Annotated in this window: 14 protein-coding genes and 1 pseudogene; all 15 read right to left on the reverse strand. The window is 65.4% G+C overall.

All coding sequences use genetic code 11. The features are described 5' to 3' along the window. Window positions 1-149 precede the first annotated feature (149 nt). The 15 genes and pseudogenes from U5A89_RS13435 to U5A89_RS13505 all read right to left on the reverse strand — a co-directional run bounded on the left by U5A89_RS13435 (window position 150) and on the right by U5A89_RS13505 (window position 20,231). Window positions 150-1,280 carry a glycosyltransferase family 2 protein gene (locus U5A89_RS13435; RefSeq protein WP_338161585.1) on the reverse strand — a complete coding sequence of 377 codons (1,131 nt, stop codon included), beginning with the start codon at window positions 1,278-1,280 and terminating at the stop codon, window positions 150-152. Window positions 1,281-1,283: 3 nt separating this feature from the next. Then, window positions 1,284-2,633 (reverse strand): exopolysaccharide biosynthesis polyprenyl glycosylphosphotransferase, encoded by a 1,350-nt coding sequence (locus tag U5A89_RS13440; protein WP_338161586.1) that lies wholly within the window; start codon window positions 2,631-2,633, stop codon window positions 1,284-1,286. 185 nt (window positions 2,634-2,818) lie between these two features. Further along, window positions 2,819-4,714: an XrtA/PEP-CTERM system amidotransferase gene (locus U5A89_RS13445; RefSeq protein ID WP_338161587.1), complete on the reverse strand. Its 1,896-nt coding sequence runs from the start codon at window positions 4,712-4,714 to the stop codon at window positions 2,819-2,821. A 169-nt stretch (window positions 4,715-4,883) separates the two neighbouring features. Further along, entirely contained in the window at window positions 4,884-6,419 is a 1,536-nt protein-coding gene (xrtA, locus tag U5A89_RS13450; RefSeq protein ID WP_338161588.1) for an exosortase A, read from the reverse strand. Beyond that, window positions 6,416-7,642 (reverse strand): TIGR03087 family PEP-CTERM/XrtA system glycosyltransferase, encoded by a 1,227-nt coding sequence (locus tag U5A89_RS13455; protein WP_338161589.1) that lies wholly within the window; start codon window positions 7,640-7,642, stop codon window positions 6,416-6,418. The genes xrtA and U5A89_RS13455 overlap by 4 nt, the downstream gene beginning before the upstream one ends. Next, window positions 7,639-8,712, reverse strand: coding sequence for a FemAB family XrtA/PEP-CTERM system-associated protein (locus tag U5A89_RS13460; protein ID WP_338161590.1), 1,074 nt, complete (start codon window positions 8,710-8,712; stop codon window positions 7,639-7,641). Before U5A89_RS13460 ends, U5A89_RS13455 begins: the two co-directional genes overlap by 4 nt. Before the next feature lie 64 nt (window positions 8,713-8,776). After that, window positions 8,777-9,847 (reverse strand): FemAB family XrtA/PEP-CTERM system-associated protein, encoded by a 1,071-nt coding sequence (locus U5A89_RS13465; RefSeq protein ID WP_338161591.1) that lies wholly within the window; start codon window positions 9,845-9,847, stop codon window positions 8,777-8,779. Next, window positions 9,844-10,692 carry an XrtA system polysaccharide deacetylase gene (locus U5A89_RS13470; protein WP_338161592.1) on the reverse strand — a complete coding sequence of 283 codons (849 nt, stop codon included), beginning with the start codon at window positions 10,690-10,692 and terminating at the stop codon, window positions 9,844-9,846. The genes U5A89_RS13465 and U5A89_RS13470 overlap by 4 nt, the downstream gene beginning before the upstream one ends. An 802-nt stretch (window positions 10,693-11,494) precedes the next feature. Next, window positions 11,495-12,520, reverse strand: a pseudogene (locus U5A89_RS13475) (XrtA/PEP-CTERM system-associated ATPase); the annotation flags it as partial. 23 nt (window positions 12,521-12,543) lie between these two features. Beyond that, a complete protein-coding gene (locus tag U5A89_RS13480; protein ID WP_338161593.1) occupies window positions 12,544-14,145 on the reverse strand; it encodes a hypothetical protein in 1,602 nt (533 codons plus the stop codon). Then, window positions 14,142-15,077 (reverse strand): AAA family ATPase, encoded by a 936-nt coding sequence (locus U5A89_RS13485; RefSeq protein WP_338161594.1) that lies wholly within the window; start codon window positions 15,075-15,077, stop codon window positions 14,142-14,144. Before U5A89_RS13485 ends, U5A89_RS13480 begins: the two co-directional genes overlap by 4 nt. A 14-nt stretch (window positions 15,078-15,091) precedes the next feature. Further along, on the reverse strand, window positions 15,092-16,615 hold the full coding sequence (locus U5A89_RS13490; RefSeq protein WP_338161595.1) for an XrtA system polysaccharide chain length determinant: 1,524 nt from the start codon (window positions 16,613-16,615) through the stop codon (window positions 15,092-15,094). 2 nt (window positions 16,616-16,617) lie between these two features. Then, the gene (locus U5A89_RS13495; protein ID WP_338161596.1) at window positions 16,618-17,262 is read right to left on the reverse strand and encodes an XrtA/PEP-CTERM system exopolysaccharide export protein; all 645 of its coding nucleotides are present in this window, start codon (window positions 17,260-17,262) and stop codon (window positions 16,618-16,620) included. A 131-nt stretch (window positions 17,263-17,393) separates the two neighbouring features. Continuing rightward, window positions 17,394-18,626 carry a pyridoxal-dependent decarboxylase, exosortase A system-associated gene (locus tag U5A89_RS13500; protein WP_338161597.1) on the reverse strand — a complete coding sequence of 411 codons (1,233 nt, stop codon included), beginning with the start codon at window positions 18,624-18,626 and terminating at the stop codon, window positions 17,394-17,396. A 45-nt stretch (window positions 18,627-18,671) separates the two neighbouring features. Further along, complete coding sequence (locus U5A89_RS13505; RefSeq protein WP_338161598.1) at window positions 18,672-20,231, reverse strand: acyl-CoA ligase (AMP-forming), exosortase A system-associated; 1,560 nt, start codon at window positions 20,229-20,231, stop codon at window positions 18,672-18,674. Window positions 20,232-20,237 lie beyond the last annotated feature (6 nt).

The raw sequence follows: 20,237 nt of genomic DNA on the forward strand, positions 1-20,237 counted from the left end.
CCACAACGTTCCCCGGCGCAGGCCGGGGTCCAGTTGATAGCGTGGAACTGGGCCCCGGCCTGCGCCGGGGAACAACCCGTTATGAGTTTCGGTCAATGCAGCTTGGTAGAAACCAAGAGAACGAACAGGATCGAGCAAGCATCCGCCCTTCAACGCGATTGCGCAGGATTCCACACCGTCACGGTTTGCCCCGTCATGGCCTTGGCGACGCCCTGCAATGTCGCGGTATAGGCGATCAGCACATCGACCAAGGCGGCGAAGGGGCCGCTCTTCGCCCGTACGCCGATCCAGATGACCAGCGCCGCGCCCAACGCCCCTGCCAGATAGAGCGCAGGCGACAGCCGCATCGCCAGCGCCCCGGCCGCCACCGCGCCGATCAGGATGAACAGCCCACCGAACCAACGGACGATCTTGCGCGACGCATATTTGAACTGGTCGACCGCCGCCATCCGCCGCAATTGTGGGCGCAGATGGGCATGGGTGTGCCAGGCGCGCGCGGCGATCCGCACCTTGCGCCGATATTCGTCCTTGCGCGCCGTCACCAAGCGCTCCCGCGCAATGACGTCCTTCGCCTTCACCAGCCGCTTGCCCGCAAACACGACTGCCATCGACACGGTCAGGTCATCCAGCACGCTGTCGGGGAAATCGGGATAAAGGCTGCGCCGGATCGAAAAGATCGAGCCATCTGCGCCGAGCACATTGCCGGTGCGTGATTCCTCGTCCTTCAACTTTTCCTCGATCCGCCAATAAAGCGACCCGACCGAGGCGGTCGCGCTATCCTCCGCACCGATATAATGGAGCGACCCCAAGACGCCGCCCACGCCCGGATCGGCATAGCGCGCCAGCAGATTGTCGATCGCTTGCGGGTCCAGCAGCACGTTGGCATCGGTGAAGATCAGCACCTCGCCCCGTGCACGGCCGGCCAATTGCTTCATCCCATGCGCCTTGCCGCTGCGCCCCGGCCCCCGCACCAGCGTCACCAGATCGCCTTGACGCTCGATCAGATCGCCGGTGCCGTCCGACGATCCATCATCGAAGGCGAGTATCTCCAGCCCCGGATGCCGATCTTTCAGCATCGCCAGATTGGCAAGTTTCTCCGGCATCGCCGCCGCCTCATTATAGGCGCAGAATAGCAAGGACGCGCTGGGCATCGGACCGCCGATCGGCGCTTCAGCCACGGTCGGCAACAAGCGCAGGATCAAGGGATAAAATAGAAACGGCCACGCCACCGCCACCAGGCAGAGCAGCAGCACGACGCCAAGGATCAGGTTCGTCGCCATCGCTCAATAGGCCTTGTGATGGACCAGCACGCCCAGCGTCGCAAAGATGATCCGCAGGTCGCGCCACACCGACCAGTCGCTGACATATTCCAGGTCGGACTGAAGCCGGTCGATCAGATCCTGATGATGGTCGGTGGAGCCACGATGGCCGCGCACCTGCGCCAGTCCGGTCATGCCCGGCTTGATGCAATGCCGCGCCCAGTATCGCGCATCGACCTCCCAATAGAGGCTGTCGCCCGCCTTGGCGGCGGCGGCGTGCGGGCGTGGGCCGACGATGCTCATGTCACCCTTCAACACGTTGAACAGTTGGGGCAGTTCATCGATGCTGGTCTTGCGCAGGAAAGCGCCGACCTTCGTCACCCGGTCATCGTCACGCCGGGTCAGCGTCGCCGCCTTATGATCGCTCGCCTCGCTGCGCATCGAGCGGAATTTATAGATGGCAAAGGACCGGGCGTCCTTGCCGATACGCGGCTGGCGGAACAGCGCCGGACCGGGGCTGGTCAACCGCACCGCAATCGCCGCGCCGATCAGGATCGGCGACAAGAGGATGGTGGCGAGCGTCGCGACGATGAGGTCGAACAGCCGCTTGATCAGCCGATCGCGGAAATGCAGCGGACCGCCCGCGACGATGATCGTGGGCTGGCCGTCAAACTCATCGATCCGCGCCGGGGCGAAGCGAAGCAATTCGGGCACGACGATCTCGCCCCGCGCGGACAACGACTTGAGCGCCGCCGACCAGTCCGCCATCCGATCGAGCGGACAGGCGACGATCACCCGCTCCGCCATCCCCACCACCGCGGCGAGCCGCGCCGCCATGTCGGCGTCATGCCGTTCGGGATGGAGGTTTGCGGCATCGGCGTCGATGACATCCATATGCGGGCCGACGGTGATCGACACCCCATCCAGGATCACGGCGGTCAGATGCGGCACATCGCCCAGCAGGGCGACCGCCAGCCGCGCGACCGCGACACGCACCAGCGCCACCGCCACCGCGCCCAGCGCCAGACCGGTGATGAACGTCAGACGCGACAATTGCTCGGCAATCTTGCCCAGATAAACGATCAGCAGCATCAGCAGCGCCGCCTGCGCCAGCGCCCAGAGCGCCCGCACGACGCCGCGCCGCACCCGCTCCAGCGTATTGATGCCATAGGCACCGCCCTGCACAGCGAGCAGCGCATAGAGCGGCGCGATCATGGCAAACATGACGAGGCCGTGCGGCTTGCCCGGCTCACCCCAGAACGCGCCCAGCACGAACCAGTTCGCCACCAGGAACGCCGCGAACAATCCCGCCATGTCCCCCGCCAGACACAGCGCATAGAGCCGTAATCGAACGATTTCCTTGGAGACTGTCACTGGTGCGCCCTGCTTATCGCCATGCGTCCCGTTGGCACCGGCAGGCGCGGGTTGCAAGGGGTTCGCGCCTCGCCTCCAACCTCCGTTTGGGCTGAGCGAAGTCGAAGCCCATCACAGAGCGAAGCGAAGTGTCTCGCTCCGCTCGACCAAGCCCTTCGACTTCGCTCAGGGCGAACGGTTTGCTGCTACGCTCCAAACAGCCGCGTCAGCGATTTGTCCAGCATCAGCAATTGCCACAACAGCCGCCCATGATCGGACACGCCCGACCGATGGTCTGCCGCGACCTTCGCCAGCATCCGGGTGTCGAACCAGTCCGTCTTCGCCAGCGCCGATCCGCCCGCAATCGCCGTCGCTTCGCCCGCCAGCGCACCGCGGAACCAGGCGCTGATCGGGGTCACGAAGCCCATTTTCTGGCGATAGAGAATGTCCTGCGGCAGGAACGGCTCCATCGCCTTCTTCATGATATATTTGCCGCTATTGCCGCGAATGCGCTGTGCCACCGGCAAGCGCGCGGCGAACTCCACCAGCCGATGGTCCAGCAACGGCTCGCGCGCTTCCAAACTGACGGCCATGCTCATCCGGTCGGTCTTGGTCAGGATGTCGCCGGGCAGCCAGATGCGGATATCGGCATATTGCGCCCGGTCCAACGCGTCGCGCGCGGGCGCGTCGGCCATCGCCTTGATATAGCGGTCCTCGGCGCGATAGGCGCCAAGGCGACCCTTCATCTCCTGGCTGAACAGACGTTGACGCAAAGCGTGCGGCGTCACGCCCACCGACGCGGCATAGGCTTCCCCGCCCTCGCCCGCCAGTTCCAGCAGCGTCGACTTGGCCCGCAACGCGCGCGGCGCCCAGTCCGCCTTGGGATAATATTTGCCCAGCGTCCCGAACACAGGCTGGCGCACCGACGCGGGGATCAGCGACCGAAACCGTTCCCCCTGCATCTGGAAGCGGTGGCGACGGTAACCCGCGAATGCCTCGTCCGCGCCATCGCCCGACAGCGCCACCGTCACCTGCTCGCGCGCCAGCTCGCACACGCGGAAGGTCGGCAGGGCGGATGGGTCAGCAAAAGGCTCGTCGAAATGGAAGGCCAGCCGGTCGATCAGCTCGAAATCGTCGGGCGATACGATGCGGGTGCGATGATCGGTGGCGAAGCGGCGGGCGATGCGATCGGCAAAGGCGGTTTCATCGAGCGCCGCGACATCGAAACCGATGGTGCAGGTCTTGACCGCCTGGCGCGACGCCTCTGCCATCAAAGCGACCACGCTGCTACTGTCCACACCCCCCGACAGGAACGCGCCCAGCGGCACGTCCGCCACCATGCGCGATCGCACCGCCTGCCGCATCAGCGCGACCAGTTCTTCCTCCAGCGCCTCGGGCTTCGCCTTGGTCCGGTCGGCGAAGCTGACGTCCCAATAGCGCTGCGGCTGCGGCAAGGGCCGCCCACGCACCAAGCGCAATGTCTCCCCCGCACCCAGCTTGCGCACGCCCGCCACCAGACAGGCGTCGTCGGGGACATAGCCATAGGCCATATAATCCTCGACCGCGCTCAGGTCCGGCGCGCGGCGCAGCAAAGGATGCGCCAGCAGGCTCTTCAACTCCGATCCGAAGATCAGGCTGCCGTCGGACAGCAGCGCATAATGAAGCGGCTTGACCCCCATACGGTCGCGCACCAGCCACAATGCCTGCGCCCGCGCGTCGAACAAGGCGAAGGCGAACATGCCGTTGAACCGCTGGACGCACTCTTCGCCCCATTGGCGATAGCCATGCAGGATGACTTCGGTGTCGCTATGCGTGCGAAAGACATGGCCCTTCGCCTCCAATTCCGCGCGCACTTCAGCGAAATTATAGATTTCGCCGTTGAAGACGACGGCCAGGCTTTCGTCGTCGGTCAGCATCGGCTGCGCGCCGGATTCCAGGTCGATGATCGACAGGCGCAAATGGCCGAGGCCTACACCAGGCGCGGTCCAGATGCCGCTGCCGTCCGGCCCGCGATGCGGCATGGCGTCCAGCATCGCGCGCACCCGCGCCGGGTCCACGGGCTTGGCCGTTTCGAGATGGAAGATGCCCGCAATGCCGCACATGTTCTGGCCTTTAATGGATCGCCCGGCAAATCATACCCCGTTCGGGCTGTGGGATAACGTCAAAGCGGGCCGATAGTGACATGACACTGTTCCCCGGCGCAGGCCGGGGTCCAGTCCAGAGCGTGGAAACTGGCCCCCGGCCTGCGCCGGGGAACCGCTGAGACATTCCTTATCGGATGCCGACGCTGCGGTCAGCCAAAAGCTGCACGCTGCCAAGATCGGTCAGGAACGCTCCGATAGCCGCGTCGGACGATCGCCCTTCGCTGTCTTCCGCCGACACCAATATCGCGACGGCGCGCTGGTCCTGCCCCAACAGCCGCGCCTTCATCGTCGCCAGCTTGATGGCAGGCCTGCTGCCGGACGGCGCGCCGTCACCGACGCGATAGAAGCTGACCACATGGCGCACCACCGGGCCGGGCGCGGTGATCTGCTCACCCCGGGCGTCAGCGGGCGCGCGGGCGGGCGACGACCACACCCATTCGCTGTCCGGGTCGGCCGCACCCTGGCCGAACCCGACCAATTCGCGCCCTTCGTCCTGATAGTCATAGGCGGCGATGGCGAGGTCCACGACCTGCCCCTGCCCGCTGCGATAGCGCCCGATCACGAAATGATCCGCGCCATCGAAGCGCGGCGTCCACGGATAAGCCTGCCGCGCGTCGGTCCGGGTCCAGCCCTGCACCGCAGGCAGGCGCAGCACCGGCGGCAAAGGATCGGCGGCAGCGGCGGTGGCGGCGAGCCAGAGCGGCGCGGCGACGATCATCGCCAGCGCCCCGCCCGCCATTGTCCCCGCGTTGGACGGCGCCCGCACCGCTCCTTGCAGCGCACGCGGATCGAACCACGGATCGCCCGGCTTGCGATCGAAGAAGGGCCAAGCCGCGGCCATCACTACGATCATCACGATCGCGAAGAAAACCCAGCCATAGACGACATGATCGAAGCCCACGGCGGCATCCACGGTCGTCAGATGCGCGACCAATATGGTGGCAAAGGCACGCACCCCGTTCGCCAGCACCGACAGGCTCAGCGCGCCGGTGAGAAATACCGCCCGGCGCGACCAGCTTTTGAAACAGACATTGCAGACCAAGGTGCCATAGGCGGTCATCGCGATCAGGAACTTCGCCCCCGAACAGGCTTCCGCCACCTCGAAATAGCCGGTCGGCGTGGTGATGAAGATGCCCTCCATATGCGCGGGCACCCCTGACAGATCGAGCAGCAGCATCGCCAGCCGCGCCGTCACCAGTTGCAACGGCGGCACGATCTCCTCACCGAAAGGCACCATGAAGAAGGCGTAGAAGAGCGGAAAGAGCAGCGCCCGCGCCACCGCCGGGCCGAGCAGCGCGATGGTCGCGCCCTGCAACATGACGATCAGCGCGCCATGGCGGACCATCGCCACTCCCGCCGACGCGCCCAGCAACCAGGCAAAGGCGCCCAGCCCCAGCCAGACCAGCCCCGGCCCCCAGGCGACCGGCTCCAATTGGCGCAATCCCGGCAGGCGTTGCTGCACCAGCCAGGCGATGAGGAAGGGAATGAACAGGCAATGGCCGAAGGTGGAGGCGTTCCACCAGATCGATACCATGGTCTTCACATCGGCGAAAAACAGCGACAATATCGCGAAGGCGACGATCGCCAGCGCGATCAGATGCCCGCGCCAGCCGGTCAGGTCCGTCAGCGGCAACCGCTCCATCGGGATTGCGCGATCGCTCATGCCGCCTGTATCGCCCCCGATGCCGATCCGAACAGCAGTTCAGGCAGATTGCCCAGCGTCGCCGACCAGCGATAGCGCGCCTCCATACGTGCACGCGCGGCCATGCCCAGCCGCACGGCCTTTGCCGGATCGGCCAGCAGCGCGACGATCTTCGCCGCTTCCTCCGCCGGATTGGCGGCGACCAGCAAATGCGCCTCATCGGTCGCGTCGATGCCCTCGGCGGCTTGGGGCGACGCGACGACGGGACGCGCCATCGCCATCGCCTCCAGCACCTTGTTCTGGATGCCGCGCGCGATGCGGAGCGGCGCGACGACGACATCCGCCGCCGCCAGCCAGCCGCGCACGTCGGGCACGCCGCCCGTCACGATCACGCCCGGCAAGTCAGCCAGCGCTGCCACCGCCTTGGCCGGATTACGCCCGACGATCGCGAAGCGCGCGTCGGGATGGACGGCGCGGATGGCTGGCAATGTCTGGCGCGCGAAACTCTCGACTGCCTCGACATTGGGCCGATAATCCATCTGCCCGGTGAATACGAGCAATGGCCCCTCTCCCCGCTCGATCGCCGGGAAACTGGCCGCCGGATCGAAATAGTCGAGCGCCACGCCATTTTCGATCGCCACCACCCGATCCGAACCAAGGCCGCAGGCATCGCGGAACAGCGCCGCTTCCGCCTCGCTGACGAAACTGCTGACGTCCGCCCGCGCGGCGGTCGCACGCTCGAAATCAAGCAGCACCCGCCCTTCGCGCCGGTTGATCCAGCCCATCGGTCCCGCACCTTGCGCGCCATAGGCCGCATATTTGGCGGAATCGAAATCCACGAAATCCATCAGGAAGCGCACGCCCGCCGGAAGGACCGGCACGAAATGCGCCATCTGCGCCGAATAGGCGACGACGGCGCGGATCGGCCGCTCCGCCAGCGTCTGCGCGACCCAGCGATGCAGGTCGGGATGATCGAACAGCGACACCAACAAAGACTGCCGCTTCGCCAGCCCGGTCAGCCCGGCGACGACCCTTGACCGGTCGCGCAGCAGCACGCACTGGCTGGCGCTCACCTGCGCCATCTCGTCTGCAAAGCCCTGGTCGCGATCATCGTCGGCAAAGCAACCGACATGCACCGGCGCCATCTCCGCCAGCCGCTTGAGCAGATGATAGGAGCGAATCTTGTCGCCCCGATCCGGCGGAAAGGGGATGCGGTGGCATAGGAACAGGATGTCACCGCTCATCCCAGCCCTCGCGCGATATGCGGGCCGATCAGGTTGGCGATCGATTCGGGCAGCTTCTTCCAATATTCGACCTTGCGCCGATATTGCGGCGACAGCGGATTGACGTCGCGCGTCTCTTTCCCCGGCGCGGTGCGGAGATAATAGCCAAGCGGTTCGCCCTCAAACCCCCATGTCTTCTTCCAGGCGGCTGGCCCGGTGCCGACTTTCGACCGGCCGAAATCGAAGATGGTGCAGCCGCGCGCCCGCGCCGCGCCCATCAGCCGAAAGTATAGATATTCGTTGGACCGCATCGCCCGCGCCCCTTCGCCCGCGCCATGCCAATAGGGCATGCACGCGCCGCGATGATAGAAGCTGATCACCGCCGACAGCGGGACGCCATCCTTCGACACCAGCGCGATGTCCGCGTCCTCCCCGAACCGGTCCATGATCCGGTCGAACAGCGCGCGCGGGAAGACCGGCGTGCCCAGATTATGGACGCTATGGGCATAAAGCCGATAATGAATGTCGCGCAGCCGCTTGTCGCGGCCCATGTCGAAGGTCAGATCATTGGCGATCCCCTTGCGGATTTCCGCCCGGTGCCGCTTGAGCACGGCCTTCAATTCCGCTTCGTCGTCGGCGGCCAGCGGGCGGGCGAAGCCCAGATAGGCATCGGCCTTTTCCTGCCAGGTTGCGCCGCCCGGCGCCTCACCACCGCGTAGTTCCAGCGTGTCGCACCCCAGTTGCCCCGCCAGCGTCCAGGCCGCGTCGGCCAGCGCCGGTCCCGCTTTGCGATGCGTCGATAATATGCCGCCATCGACCGCAAAGCCGCTGCCCACCAGCGCACGACCGAACAGGGTCGATCTGATATAGGTCAGCGGCAACATCCCGACGATCTCGCCGGTCATCAGGCGCGCGACCAATATCTTCGCCTTCTGCCCGGTTCCGGCCTCCACCCCCATGATCCAGCCGGGCCGGTGGAAGGGCGTCGATTGCGGATGGGCGCACACCCAATTGTCCAGTTCCGCAACAAGCGCCGGGTCGGACAGCCGCGCTTCGTCCACGATGACGCCCAGACCTGTGATTGCATTCATGGACATCATTCCTCGTCACCCCTGCCCGAACCTGCTGGTCAGGGTTGAATATTTCGTATGCGTATCAACCAAGGCCACGCGAAATCAGCGGGCCGATCAGATTGGCGACCGGCAATGGCAGCCGCTTCCAATAATCGATCCGCCGCTGATATTTGGCGCTGTTCGGATTGACGTCCCGCTGTGATCCATCGGCCGACCAGCCATGATAGATGCGCGGCACCGGCTCGAAGCCGAAACTCTTCTTCCACGCCGCCTGCCCGCTGCCGACCTTAGACCGGCCGAAATCGAAATGGGTCATGCCGCGCGCGCGACCATGGCCCATCAGGCGATAATACATGAGTTCGTTGGATCGCAACCGCCGCGCGTCCGCCACGCCGCCGCCCCAATAGGGCATGGTCCGCCCCTGATGATAGAGCGTCAGCACCGCCGACACCGGCCGATCGCCGTCACGCACGACCAGCAGATCGGCATCTTCGCCGAACTGCTGCAACACCGACTGAAACAGCTTGGCGGGAAAGACCGGGGTGCCAAGGTTCCGGACGCTGGTCGCATAGACATGATATTGATCGCGCAGCAGCCGGTCGCTGCGCCCCGTCTCGATGTGCAGCGCCGGGTTGGTGAGCGCCTTGCGCAATTCCGCGCGATGCTTGCGCGGCACCGCCAGCAATTCCGCCTCGTCATCCGCCGCCAGCGGCCGGACGAAACCGACATAGTTGCCTTCACGCCGTTGCCAGTCACCGCCCGGCGCTGGCCCGCCGCGCAGTTCCAAGGGCGCCCCGCCCCGGTCGCGCGCCAGATCCTGCGCCGCAGCGGCCAGCGGCGCGATCGCCCGATCATCCGTGACCAGCAGGCCGCCATCGACGGCGAAGGCGGTGGACACCAGCGCATCGCCGAACAGGCGGCTTTTAATGTGATGCAGCGGCAACAGCCCTTTGATTGCGCCCGACGGTGCGACCGCTGCCAGCAGGATCGCCCGATGCCCCGTCGCTTGCTGGATCGCGCGCAGCCAGGCCGTCCGATGAAAAGGCGTGCTGTCGCCATGCGCCATCACGAAATCATCGATGGCTTCCGCCTGAGCCGGATCGTCCATATCCAGCATGGTGATCGCCATATCGGCACTATTGCCGATCATCATGACGCGCGCGCCGCTTCCGCATCGGCCAGCGCATCCACGCGGGTCCAGGCGAAGTCGCGCGTCAGGCGGCGCAGCTTGGCCGCCATCACCGACAAATTGCTATAATGGCGCAGCCGCGAGCGCAGCGGCGCATCCGTCACACGCGGCTGATCGGGATCGATCTCCCACGGATGGAAATAGATGATCGCCGGGCGGCCCGCTTCCTCATTCACCTGCCGGATCGCCCAGCGCGAAAAAGCATAGGGCAGCAGCCGGAAAAAGCCCCCGCCGCCCGCCGCCAGCGTGCGCTTGCCCCATTTGGCGGTCGTGACCGGCAGTTCGACCAGATCCGATCCCGCCACCGGCTTCCAGGCGAAGCGCGGCGAATCGGGCCAGCCATAATGATCGTGCCGGATCGGCGCGACGCTGGAGGAATAGCGATAGCCTTCCTCCGCCAAAATCGCGTGTGCCCAAGGTGTGCGCGGATCGATGGAAAAGCTGGGCGCGCGATAACCGGTCACCGCCTGCCCGCTCGCATCCTCCAGGATCGCGCGCGATTTGCGCAGGTCGGCGCGGAACTGTTCGGGCGTGAAGGTGAAGACGCGGGCATGGTCGTAGCCATGGCTGGCGACTTCATGTCCGGCGTCGGCAATGCGGCGCATCAGCGCGGGATAGCGTTCCGCCACCCAGCCCAAGGTGAAGAAGGTCGCCTTGACGTTTGCCTGCGCGAACAGGTCCAGCACCGCGTCGCTATTGGCTTCGACGCGGTGGGTCAGACCGTCCCAGTCGGCACGCTTCAATGTGCGTTCGAACGCACCGACCTGGAACCAGTCCTCGACATCGACGGACAGGGCGTTCTGCATCATGTTCCCAACCTTGCCGGTCATAGACGCGTCAGGCGGCGACGCCAGCCTGCACATCCGCCATCCGCTCTTCCCGCTCGACCCAATCGACCAGCAGGGTCAGCACGCGACGCAGCGCCGTATCCTGTTCCTCGGCGCGAAACTCCAGCGCCGACAGTCGTTCCTCGATCAGGGTGAAGCAGTCCTTGAGCGCGTCGGGATCGATTTCCGCCTGTATCGGCTGGCCGAAGGGCACATGCGACTGCACCGCGCGCAGCGACGCGATCTCCGCCCGCAGCGCTTCGATTTCGCCCAGCATGTCGGCGCGCAGCGCGTCGATGTCGGCGGCATCGACCGCGAAGGGTTCTGGGGCGTCTTCGGTTACCGGTTCGGCCTGCGCGAAAGACGCTATGTCAGCGAAAGGCTCGTGCGCCGGGTAGGCCTCGGCCTCCGCTACGGCTTCGTCCTCAGCAACGGCGTCGGCGGTTTCGTCCGCTTCCGGCATCGACCAGGGGTTGAATGCGGTCACCTCTACCTCCTCCTCGTCTAGGACAGGATCGGGTTCCGGCGCAGGGTCCGGCTCGACCGCGCGCGGTGCGGAAAAGGCGGCGAAGGCCGGGCGCGCGAACGGCGCAACCACGCTGGGCGTGGCAGGTTCCTCCGACACGACTTTTCCCGGCGCATCGGGTTCGTCAGCTTCCGTTTCATCGGCAACCGCGACCGGTTCGATCGCAGCTTCTTCCCACGTCGGCTCCGCCCAGGCGGCGTCCAGTTCGATCGGCTCTTCTTCGACGGGCTGTTCATAGGAAGCAAAGCGATCATCTGCCGCATCGGCCTCGGCAACAGGCGCTTCGTCCGCCAGGTCCAGCACGGCTTCATCCTCGACCACCGGCTCCGGCGCAAAGGCGACAGGCTGATCCTCGACCGGCTCTACTTCAAAGCGCTCTTCCGCAGCGAAAGGCGCAACCTCCTGCGGCGCAGGCGCAACGCTTTCCTCGACCGTATCGAGGCGCGAGGGCGCCACCACCTCCAGCGCGACATCGCTGTCCAGGCCCATGTCGGCGACGACCGCACCCACGACCTCTTCGTCGATCACATGCAATTGCTCGATCGCGCCCAGCAGCAGCACCCGGCTCGCCAGCGCGTTCAAACGGCGCGGCACGCCGCCGGTCGCGGCATAGAGCGCGGCGAACGCGTCCTGCGTGAAGGCGGGATTGCCGTTCCAGCCCGCAATCGCCAGGCGATGGAGCATATAGGGTTCGACCTCGTTCGCCATCATCGGTTCCAGATGATGGGTCGCAATCACGCGCTGGCGCAATTGCTCCAACTGCGGCGACTGGATCAGATCGCGAAACTCCGGCTGGCCCAGCAGGAAAATCTGCAACAGCGACTGGCCGCCCAGCTGGAAGTTGGACAGCATCCGCAATTCCTCGATCGCGGAAACGGGCAGGTTCTGCGCCTCGTCCACGATCAGCAGGCTGCGCCGTCCGGCGCGCGCCTGGGCGTGGAGCAGCCCTTCGACCTGATGCAGGATCGCCGCCTTGGACAGGCCGTCGGTCGCCAGGCCGAAACTCTGCGCGGCCAGCCGCAGCATGTCGTCGCCCTCGACCTGCGTCGACACGATCTTGACCGCGGTCAACCGCGCCGGATCGATCGTCTGCATCAGATGGCCGACCAGCGTGGTCTTGCCCGCGCCGATGTCGCCGGTGATGACGATGAAGCCTTCGCCCTGCGCCAGGCCATAGCCGAGATAAGACAAAGCCTTGCGGTGCGTTGCGCTTTCGAAATAATAATGCGGGTCCGGCGTCAGCTGGAACGGGCGGCCCTGCAAGCCGTAGAATTGATCGTACATCTCTTCGTCTCCAAGCCGACCGGTTAGAAGCTGTAGCGCAGGCCAACCTGCCCCATAGCGCTGATGATCGTATCCAGATCGTCCGCCTGCACACCATCCAGGCCAAGCGAGGCCGACGCGGACAGGCGCCGCGACAAGCCCTTGTAATAGCTGGCGAATGAACCATAGTTCAACACGTCGGCACGGCCGCCGCTGGCATCGAAATAATTGATGTAGCCAACCAGGTCGATACTGTCGCGATCGTTGATCGTATAGGTCACCGACCCGTTGCCGTACCAGTTCTGATCCCGCGATCCGCGGATCAGGACGGTCTGGCCGGTCGGCGTGATGAACTTGCGCTGCGAATAGCCCGCGCCCAAGCCCCATCCCCATGGCCCGCGCCGCAACGCATATTGCGCAGACACGCCGCGATAGCGGAAATTGGCGTCGGTGATGCCCGACAGCGCGTCGTTGAAACACTGCCCCCCACCGGTGGTGGAGAAGGCGCAGCCGGTGATGTCGCCGGTGAACGGATTGCGCGCCACGTCGAAATTGCTGCCCGACAGGGCGGCGACATCGGCGGTGATCAGGCGGCCGAAACTGTCGATGCCATCGAAGACGATGATCGCGACATGGCTGTCGCGGCCCTGCCACAGGAAGCTACCCTGATAGGTCATGCCGCCATAGCGTTCGCCCACCCGCGCCTGGAGCGTCGTGCGACGGCTGGGCCGCCACAACACGCCCGCGTCCCAGATGATATCGTCGAAATCATAGACCAAGGCGCGCGGCGAGCTTTTGTCGGTAACATAGCGGCCATTGCGGATCAGCGGCACGCCGTCCGCATCCAGTTGCGGCGAACGCTGGCTGATTTCGATCTTCTCATAACCCACGCCCCCGACCAGGGCGAGCGTGGGCGACACCGGCACGGTCGCATCGACGCGGCCCCACAGATCCTCGAATCGCTGGTCGAGCTGGCTGGCGTCTTCGCGATCATAGCCCGCACTGGCGGTCAGCCCGATGCCCGGCAGCACCGTGTCGGGCGAAAAGCCGATCGATCCGTTCAGGCTGTTGGTCCAGCTGTCGGCGAAGGAGCCATTGGCCTGCCCGCCGATCGCATTCTGGTTCACGCTGTCATCGACCCGCGCATAGCCCAGCCGATAGCCTGCGTTGACGTTGAAGTCGCCCAATTGCGTCGTATAGGACGGGCCGACATAGCCGGACCAGACCTGGCTGCTATAGGTGTCGCGCTGCGTCGACGCGCCCGACAGGCCATCCGTCCGCACCCGCGTGGCGAGGCCGCCAGCCTGAATGCCCAGGCCGCGCGCGACATTGAAGGTCGCATGACCAAAGCCGCTCAGCACGTCCTGATCCACCGCCTGGCTGCTCCAGCCGAAGCTGTGATTATATTGCAGGTCCACCGCCGCCTCGACGCGCTTATTCTGCACTTCGGCGGTCACCCCGGCGGTGACATTGGTATAGGTCAGCACATCGCCGCCGCCTTTCAGCGGGCCCGTCACCACCTGGTCCACCCCGATATAGGGCACCACGTCCAGCCGCTTGTCGTCGGATGACGACTGCGCATGGGCAGGCATAGCAACGGCCAGCACGGCGAGCGACGCGCCTGCGGTCCAGAGCCGAACGGTCATGACTGGGATTCCCCCTTGGCGTAATAACTGCCGAAACGGCGGCCGCCGCTTTGAAAGCGGACGGCGTTGAGCAAAAGCTGGACCTGCGCCCCGCCCTTGAGCATCCCTGCGGCATCGCGCAGCGCGCTTTCGGGCGTCTTGTCGGCGCGCACCACCAACAGCGCGATGGCGGCATGGCTGGCGAGCACGGCGGCGGCAGACGCCGCGAGCAAAGGCGGCGAATTGAAAATGACGATCCGGTCGGGCCGTCCCTCGGTCAGCCGCTTGAGCAACTGTTCGGTGCGGGCCGACGCCAGATATTCGGTGTCGTCATTGGTGCGATGCCCGGCAGGCAGGATCGCCAGCGACGGGATATCGGTGCGGATGACGCAATCTTCTATCGCGATCGTCGGGTTGGACAGCGCGTCCATCAGGCCGGGGCCGGCTTCCAGCCCCAATTGCGCCGGGATGCCGGGCTTGCCGAAATCGGCATCGACCAGCAGTATCTCGCGATCCTTCTCCGCCGCCAGGCTGAGCGCCAGATTGATCGCGCAGAATGTCTTACCCTCCCCACTATGGGCGGAACAGACGAGGATGCGGTTGCCGCGCGGATTGACCGCCAATTGCGACAGCAGGTCGCGCTTGAGCAGGCGGAACTCCTCGCTCATCGTCGTCACCGCGCCATCGGGGCGCAGGAAACCGTCTTCCGCCAGTTTCGCCCGGTCGATCGCCTGTGCCGGGCCAGTCCAGGCCGGCGCACGCGGCGTCGGCGCGGCTGGTGCATCGACTACGAAGGACGCAGCCGCAGGCGGCGCAACTGGCAAGGGCGGCAGCTCGGCCGACACATCGACCGCAGGCCCGGCGCGACCACGCAGCGCGGCGTTGAAATCGTAGATTTCCGTCGCCCGCTCGATCAGCGATCCCCGGCCCTTGATGGAGCTATGCTGGTTCATTTTCCCTGGCTCCTTCACGCCATGCCGCGCTGGACAAATTCGACCACGATCAACAGCAGGCAGACGGCCGCCAACCCGCCGCTCGCGCCAGCGAACCATTTCATGCGTTGTTTTTCGATCGCGACCTGCGCCGCGCTGACGGTCTGGCTGATCGATCCGGCGACCGGCAGGCCTATCGCTTTTTCCAGCCGGGCGGCGGTCGGGAACGTGCCTTTCAGCTGCCCCAGGGCAAAGGCGACGCCGATGCCTGCGGCCAAGCCCAGGATCAGCACGCCCAGCAACAGCAGCGGCCGGTTCGGCGCGGTCGGCGCGGTCGGCGTGCTGGGCGGCTGGATGACGCGGAACTGGACGGAGCCGGTTTCGGTCTTCACCTCGCCACGCAGGCGGATATCCTCCCGGTCCGACATCAGCTTGTCATATTGGGTCTTGAGCGCGGCATAATCGCTGTCGAGCTTTTCCTGCTCCGATGCGACGCCCGGTTCATCGACCTGTTTGGACATCATGGTGTTGAGGTCGCCCTGCAACTGCGCCTTGCGGGTCTGGAGCGCCTGCACCGTGGCGGCGCGTTCGGCCTGCATCGACTTGATCGAGAGATAGGCCGGGTTGGGCGTGCTGCCCGCCCCGCCCGCGCTGCCACCGCCGCCCGCCTTGCGCAGGGCATCGACTTCACGCTGCGCGGCGATCACGTCGGGATGATTGGCGGTCCAGCCGCGCGCCCGCATCGACGCCAGGTTGGACTGCGCCTGCGCCAGCGGCGATGCGCCGCCCGACGCGCCGACACCCGGCAGCGTCGCGGGCGTACCCACCAGCTGGCCGTTCATCGCGCTCAGCGCGCTTTGCGCCTGAACCAGCTGCGAATCGATGTTGTTGATCTCCATCCGCGCCGCATCCATGCGCTGGCTGATCGATCCCGCGCCGGGCAACAGCCCGACATAGCGCTGGGCAAAGGCGACGCGGCGCTGGTCGGCCGCTTCCAGCTGCCTGCCGCGCGCGGCAACCTGCTGGTCCAGAAAGGCCAGGCTCTGCTTGGTCTGGTTGCGGTCGCCCGACAGATTCTGTTCCTGGAATATGTCGATCAGCTTTTGCACGATCTGTTGCGCGATGCGCGCATTGGCGCCGTCCGACAGGCTCGAATCGGCGGAGATCGCGCTGATGTCGATCATGCTGGGATCGGCCTGCGCCATCACCGTAATATTCTCGCGCAGCGTCGTGATCTTCGCGGCGATGTCACGCGGGCCGGACACGGTCTGCGACAGGTCGGTGTCGCGCACCACTTTTTCCAGATTGTCCGCGCTCGCCAAAGTGCTGCGCACCCGGTCCAGATCCTGTTGCGACTGGACCTGGGTGATGCCCACCGTGTCCTGCAACAGCGACTGGGTGTTCACATAGACCCGCGCCTTGGACTGATAGCTGTTGGGGATGAGCGCGACGCCCAGCCATCCCAGCATGCACACGCCCCAGGCGATGCCGATCGCCAACCAGCGACGGATCCAGATGCCATGCAGCAGGACAAGCATTTCGTCATAAAGACCGGCCATGATCAGAACATGCTTTCAGGAATGATGATGACGTCACCGGGCGACAGCAGCACGTTGGCGCGCGTATCCCCCTTCCTCAAAAGGTCGCCCAGGCGGACCTGATATTCCTTCTGCTTGCCGCTGGCCTTGTCGAACCGGACCAGCCGCGCACGGTTGCCCGCCGCATATTCGGACAAGCCACCGACGGAAATCATTGCGTCGAGCAGGGTCATGTTCGCGCGATAGGGGATGGACGCCGGCTTTTCCGTCGCGCCCACGATCCGCACCTGCTGGCTGAACGTACCGCTGAAATTATTGACGATCACCGACACCAGCGGATTTTCAATATATTGGCTGAGCGCCAGCTTGATGTCGTCCGACAGCATCTTGGGCGTCTTGCCCACGGCGGGCATGTCCGTGATCAGCGGCGTGGTGATGCGGCCGTCGGGACGCACCTGCACCTTCGCGCCCAGTTCGGGATTGCGCCATACGAAGATGGTCAGGTCATCGAGCGGGCCTATAATATATTCCTCGCCCGGCCCTTCCTGCGTCGACACGAAGGATGCGGGCGGCAATTGCGGCCCGGACGGCGCAGACGCGCAGCCCGACAAGGCGACGGCGGGCAGAGACACACCGATCAGAAGCCTGGAAACCGACAGAAAACGCATATTCTCACCTCTTCGTGCGGCCATGCCCGGTCGGCCGCCAGAGAGGAGAAGGCGACCGTCAGCACATGGCTTCGGGCTTCTTCTTGCCGCTAAAGGGTAAAGATACCGTTAGGAGTTAAGTCCTGCGCAAATCAGCCAAGTAAAAGTTCGCGAGGACTTGGGTGACCAAGAAACGCCGCAGGACTTGCCGACGCGCCATAGGCTCCCGCCAGGAAGATGGCGATCAGGTCGCCTTCCTGCACTGGCGGCAATGCCACCTTGTCGCCCAGCCGGTCGATCGGCGTGCACAGGCACCCGACCACCGTGACCGGCCCCTCCGCCGGGGCCGCGCCGAAACGGTTGGCGATAGCGATCGGATAGTTGCGCCGCACGACCGTACCGAAATTGCCGCTGGCCGCCAATTGATGATGCAACCCGCCATCGACCACGACGAAGGTTTCGCCCTGGCTGACCTTCACATCCACCACGCGGGTCAGATAGACGCCCGCCTCCCCCACCAGCCAACGGCCCAGTTCGATCGCGAATCGGCTGCCCTGCAAAACGCCCGGCAAACTGTCCAACTCGCTGTCCAAAGCGACGCCGATCGGCCGGATATCCAGCCGATCATCGCCCGGGAAATAGGCCAGGCCAAAGCCTCCGCCCAGATTGACGAGCGGCGGGGTCGCGCCGACCGCGTCCGACAATCGCGCCGCCAGTGTGATCGTCGCCGCCTGGGTTTCGATGATCGCCAGCGGATCGAGATTCTGGCTGCCTGCAAAAATATGCCAGCCCTGCCAGTCCGCCCCGGCATCGATCATCGCCCGCGCCAGCGCCGCCGCGCGGTCCGCATCGACGCCGAAAGGCTTGGCCCCGCCGCCCATGCGCATCCCCGATCCTTTAAGATCGAAATCCGGGTTTACCCGCACGGCCAAGCGCGGCGTCTTGCCCAGCTTCTCCGCTACGGTCAGCGCGCGCCGCCCTTCGCCCTCCGACTCCAGATTGATGGTGACGCCCGCAAAGATCGCCGCTTCCAGTTCGTCGTTGCGCTTGCCCGGCCCGGCAAAACTGATCCGATCCGGAGCCATTCCTGCGCCAAGCGCCATCTCCAGTTCGCCGCCCGACGCGATATCGAATCCATCGACCTGTCCCGCCATCCCGGCCAACAGCGGCGCATAAGGATTGGCCTTGATCGCATAATGGAGATGCAGCGCATCGGGCATAGCCTCGCGGAACCGCCGCACCTGCGCTTCGACAATGCCCATGTCATAGACGAACAGCGGCGTATCCCCCGCCTCGTCCACCAGACTAGCCGCGCCGCATCCGCCGATCAGCAACATCCCTTCTTCCTGCGCGAACCAGGCGGGTATCGGACCCATCGGCTTCATCGATCACAACCTCTCAACATATATCGGCGAGGAGCACGCCATTCTTCAAACGCCAAAATCCCGCGCCAGGACGACCCGATCGATCTTACCATTGGGATTGCGCGGGAAATCTGAAAGCACGACGATGTCCGTGGGCTGCATGAAATTGGGCAGTTCGCTTTTGAGATGCGCGGCGACGGCCTGCGCCACGGCCGGATCGGCCGCGCGCAGCAGCAGCCGCACCGCCTGCCCCAATCGCTCATCCTTAATCCCCAAAGCCACTGCCTCAGCGACGCCGGACACAGCGACAGCGGCCTCTTCTATTTCCGTCGGGCTGATCCGGTTGCCCGCAGACTTGATCATCGCATCGTCGCGGCCGACGAAGTACAGCAACCCCGCCGCATCCCGCCGCACCGTATCGCCCGACCACACCGCGATGTCGCCATAGCGCGATGCATCAGGTGCAGGCTTGAACCGCTCGGCGGTGCGCGCCGCATCGCGCCAATAGCCCTGCGCCACCAGCGGCCCGCAATGCACCAGTTCGCCCGGCTCCTCATCATCGGCGATGCTGCCATCCGGGCGCACGACCAATATTTCGGCGAAGGGAATGGCGCTGCCCATCGAATCGGGATGGCTGTCGACCAAGGCAGGCGGCAGATAGGTGGAGCGGAAGGCTTCGGTCAGGCCGTACATGGGATAGAGATCCGCCTGCGGGAACAGCGATCGCAGCTTGCCCACCAATGGCCGCGTCAGCGCGCCCCCGCTGTTGGTCAGGCGCTTGAGCTTTGCCGCCACCTCGCCCGGCCAGTCCAGTTCGGTCAGTTGCACCCAGAGCGGCGGCACCCCCGCCAGCGTCGTGATGTCGCGCCGGTCCACCAGCTTCAGAACATCGCGCGCCGTCAGATAGTCGAGCGGATAGACGCAGCCACCCGCCATCCAGGTCGAAAACAGCTGATTCTGCCCATAGTCGAAACTGAACGGCAGGACGCAGGCGGTGCGATCCTGTGCCGTCATCCCCAGATAATCGGCCACCGCCACCGCGCCCAGCCACAAATTGGCATGGCTCAGCATCACCCCCTTGGGTCGTCCGGTCGAACCGCTAGTATAGAGAATTGCCGCCAGATCATCAGGCGCGGCCGACGACGGCCCGATCGCCCGACCGCCACTCATCGCACACGCGGCGTCATCCTCACGATGTAGATGGCATCCGGTCGGCACGTCGCCGGGCAGCAGGCTGTCGAGTTGCGCCGCCGTGCCGATCAGCAGCATCGCGCCGCTGTCCGCCAATATATGCGCGACTTGGCGGTGTTTGAGCAACGGATTGACCGGCACATGGACCAGCCCGGCGCGCGGCGCGGCCAGCGGCATCAGCGCGGCAACCGGTCCCTTGGCGATCCAGCTGGCGACTCGCGCGCCCTTGTCCAGCCCGAACCCGGCCAGCCATCCCGCCAGCCGCCCCACCGCCGCTTCCAGTTCGGCGTAGCTATAGCGGCCCGAACGGCCATCCAGCGCCGCGTGCGCGGGGTCGCCACGCAGCAGGATATGGTCGATCGGCCGTACCGGCACGCCGTCGATCGTCGGAAAATCGATCGTCCCGCTCGCTGAAAGACCCGCGCTTAACTCCATTTCCAG

Source organism: Sphingobium sp. HWE2-09, assembly GCF_035989265.1.
In the GTDB taxonomy this organism is placed as follows: Bacteria; Pseudomonadota; Alphaproteobacteria; order Sphingomonadales; family Sphingomonadaceae; genus Sphingobium.

Bases quoted from the DNA above. Each gene is read 5' to 3' on its own strand.
- U5A89_RS13435 (WP_338161585.1), bottom strand. From the start codon at position 1,280: ATGGCGACGAACCTGATCCTTGGCGTCGTGCTGCTGCTCTGCCTGGTG.
- U5A89_RS13445 (WP_338161587.1), bottom strand. From the start codon at position 4,714: ATGTGCGGCATTGCGGGCATCTTCCATCTCGAAACGGCCAAGCCCGTG.
- xrtA (WP_338161588.1), bottom strand. From the start codon at position 6,419: ATGAGCGATCGCGCAATCCCGATGGAGCGGTTGCCGCTGACGGACCTG.
- U5A89_RS13455 (WP_338161589.1), bottom strand. From the start codon at position 7,642: ATGAGCGGTGACATCCTGTTCCTATGCCACCGCATCCCCTTTCCGCCG.
- U5A89_RS13460 (WP_338161590.1), bottom strand. From the start codon at position 8,712: ATGAATGCAATCACAGGTCTGGGCGTCATCGTGGACGAAGCGCGGCTG.
- U5A89_RS13465 (WP_338161591.1), bottom strand. From the start codon at position 9,847: ATGATGATCGGCAATAGTGCCGATATGGCGATCACCATGCTGGATATG.
- U5A89_RS13470 (WP_338161592.1), bottom strand. From the start codon at position 10,692: ATGATGCAGAACGCCCTGTCCGTCGATGTCGAGGACTGGTTCCAGGTC.
- U5A89_RS13480 (WP_338161593.1), bottom strand. From the start codon at position 14,145: ATGACCGTTCGGCTCTGGACCGCAGGCGCGTCGCTCGCCGTGCTGGCC.
- U5A89_RS13485 (WP_338161594.1), bottom strand. From the start codon at position 15,077: ATGAACCAGCATAGCTCCATCAAGGGCCGGGGATCGCTGATCGAGCGG.
- U5A89_RS13490 (WP_338161595.1), bottom strand. From the start codon at position 16,615: ATGGCCGGTCTTTATGACGAAATGCTTGTCCTGCTGCATGGCATCTGG.
- U5A89_RS13495 (WP_338161596.1), bottom strand. From the start codon at position 17,262: ATGCGTTTTCTGTCGGTTTCCAGGCTTCTGATCGGTGTGTCTCTGCCC.
- U5A89_RS13500 (WP_338161597.1), bottom strand. From the start codon at position 18,626: ATGAAGCCGATGGGTCCGATACCCGCCTGGTTCGCGCAGGAAGAAGGG.
- U5A89_RS13505 (WP_338161598.1), bottom strand. From the start codon at position 20,231: ATGGAGTTAAGCGCGGGTCTTTCAGCGAGCGGGACGATCGATTTTCCG.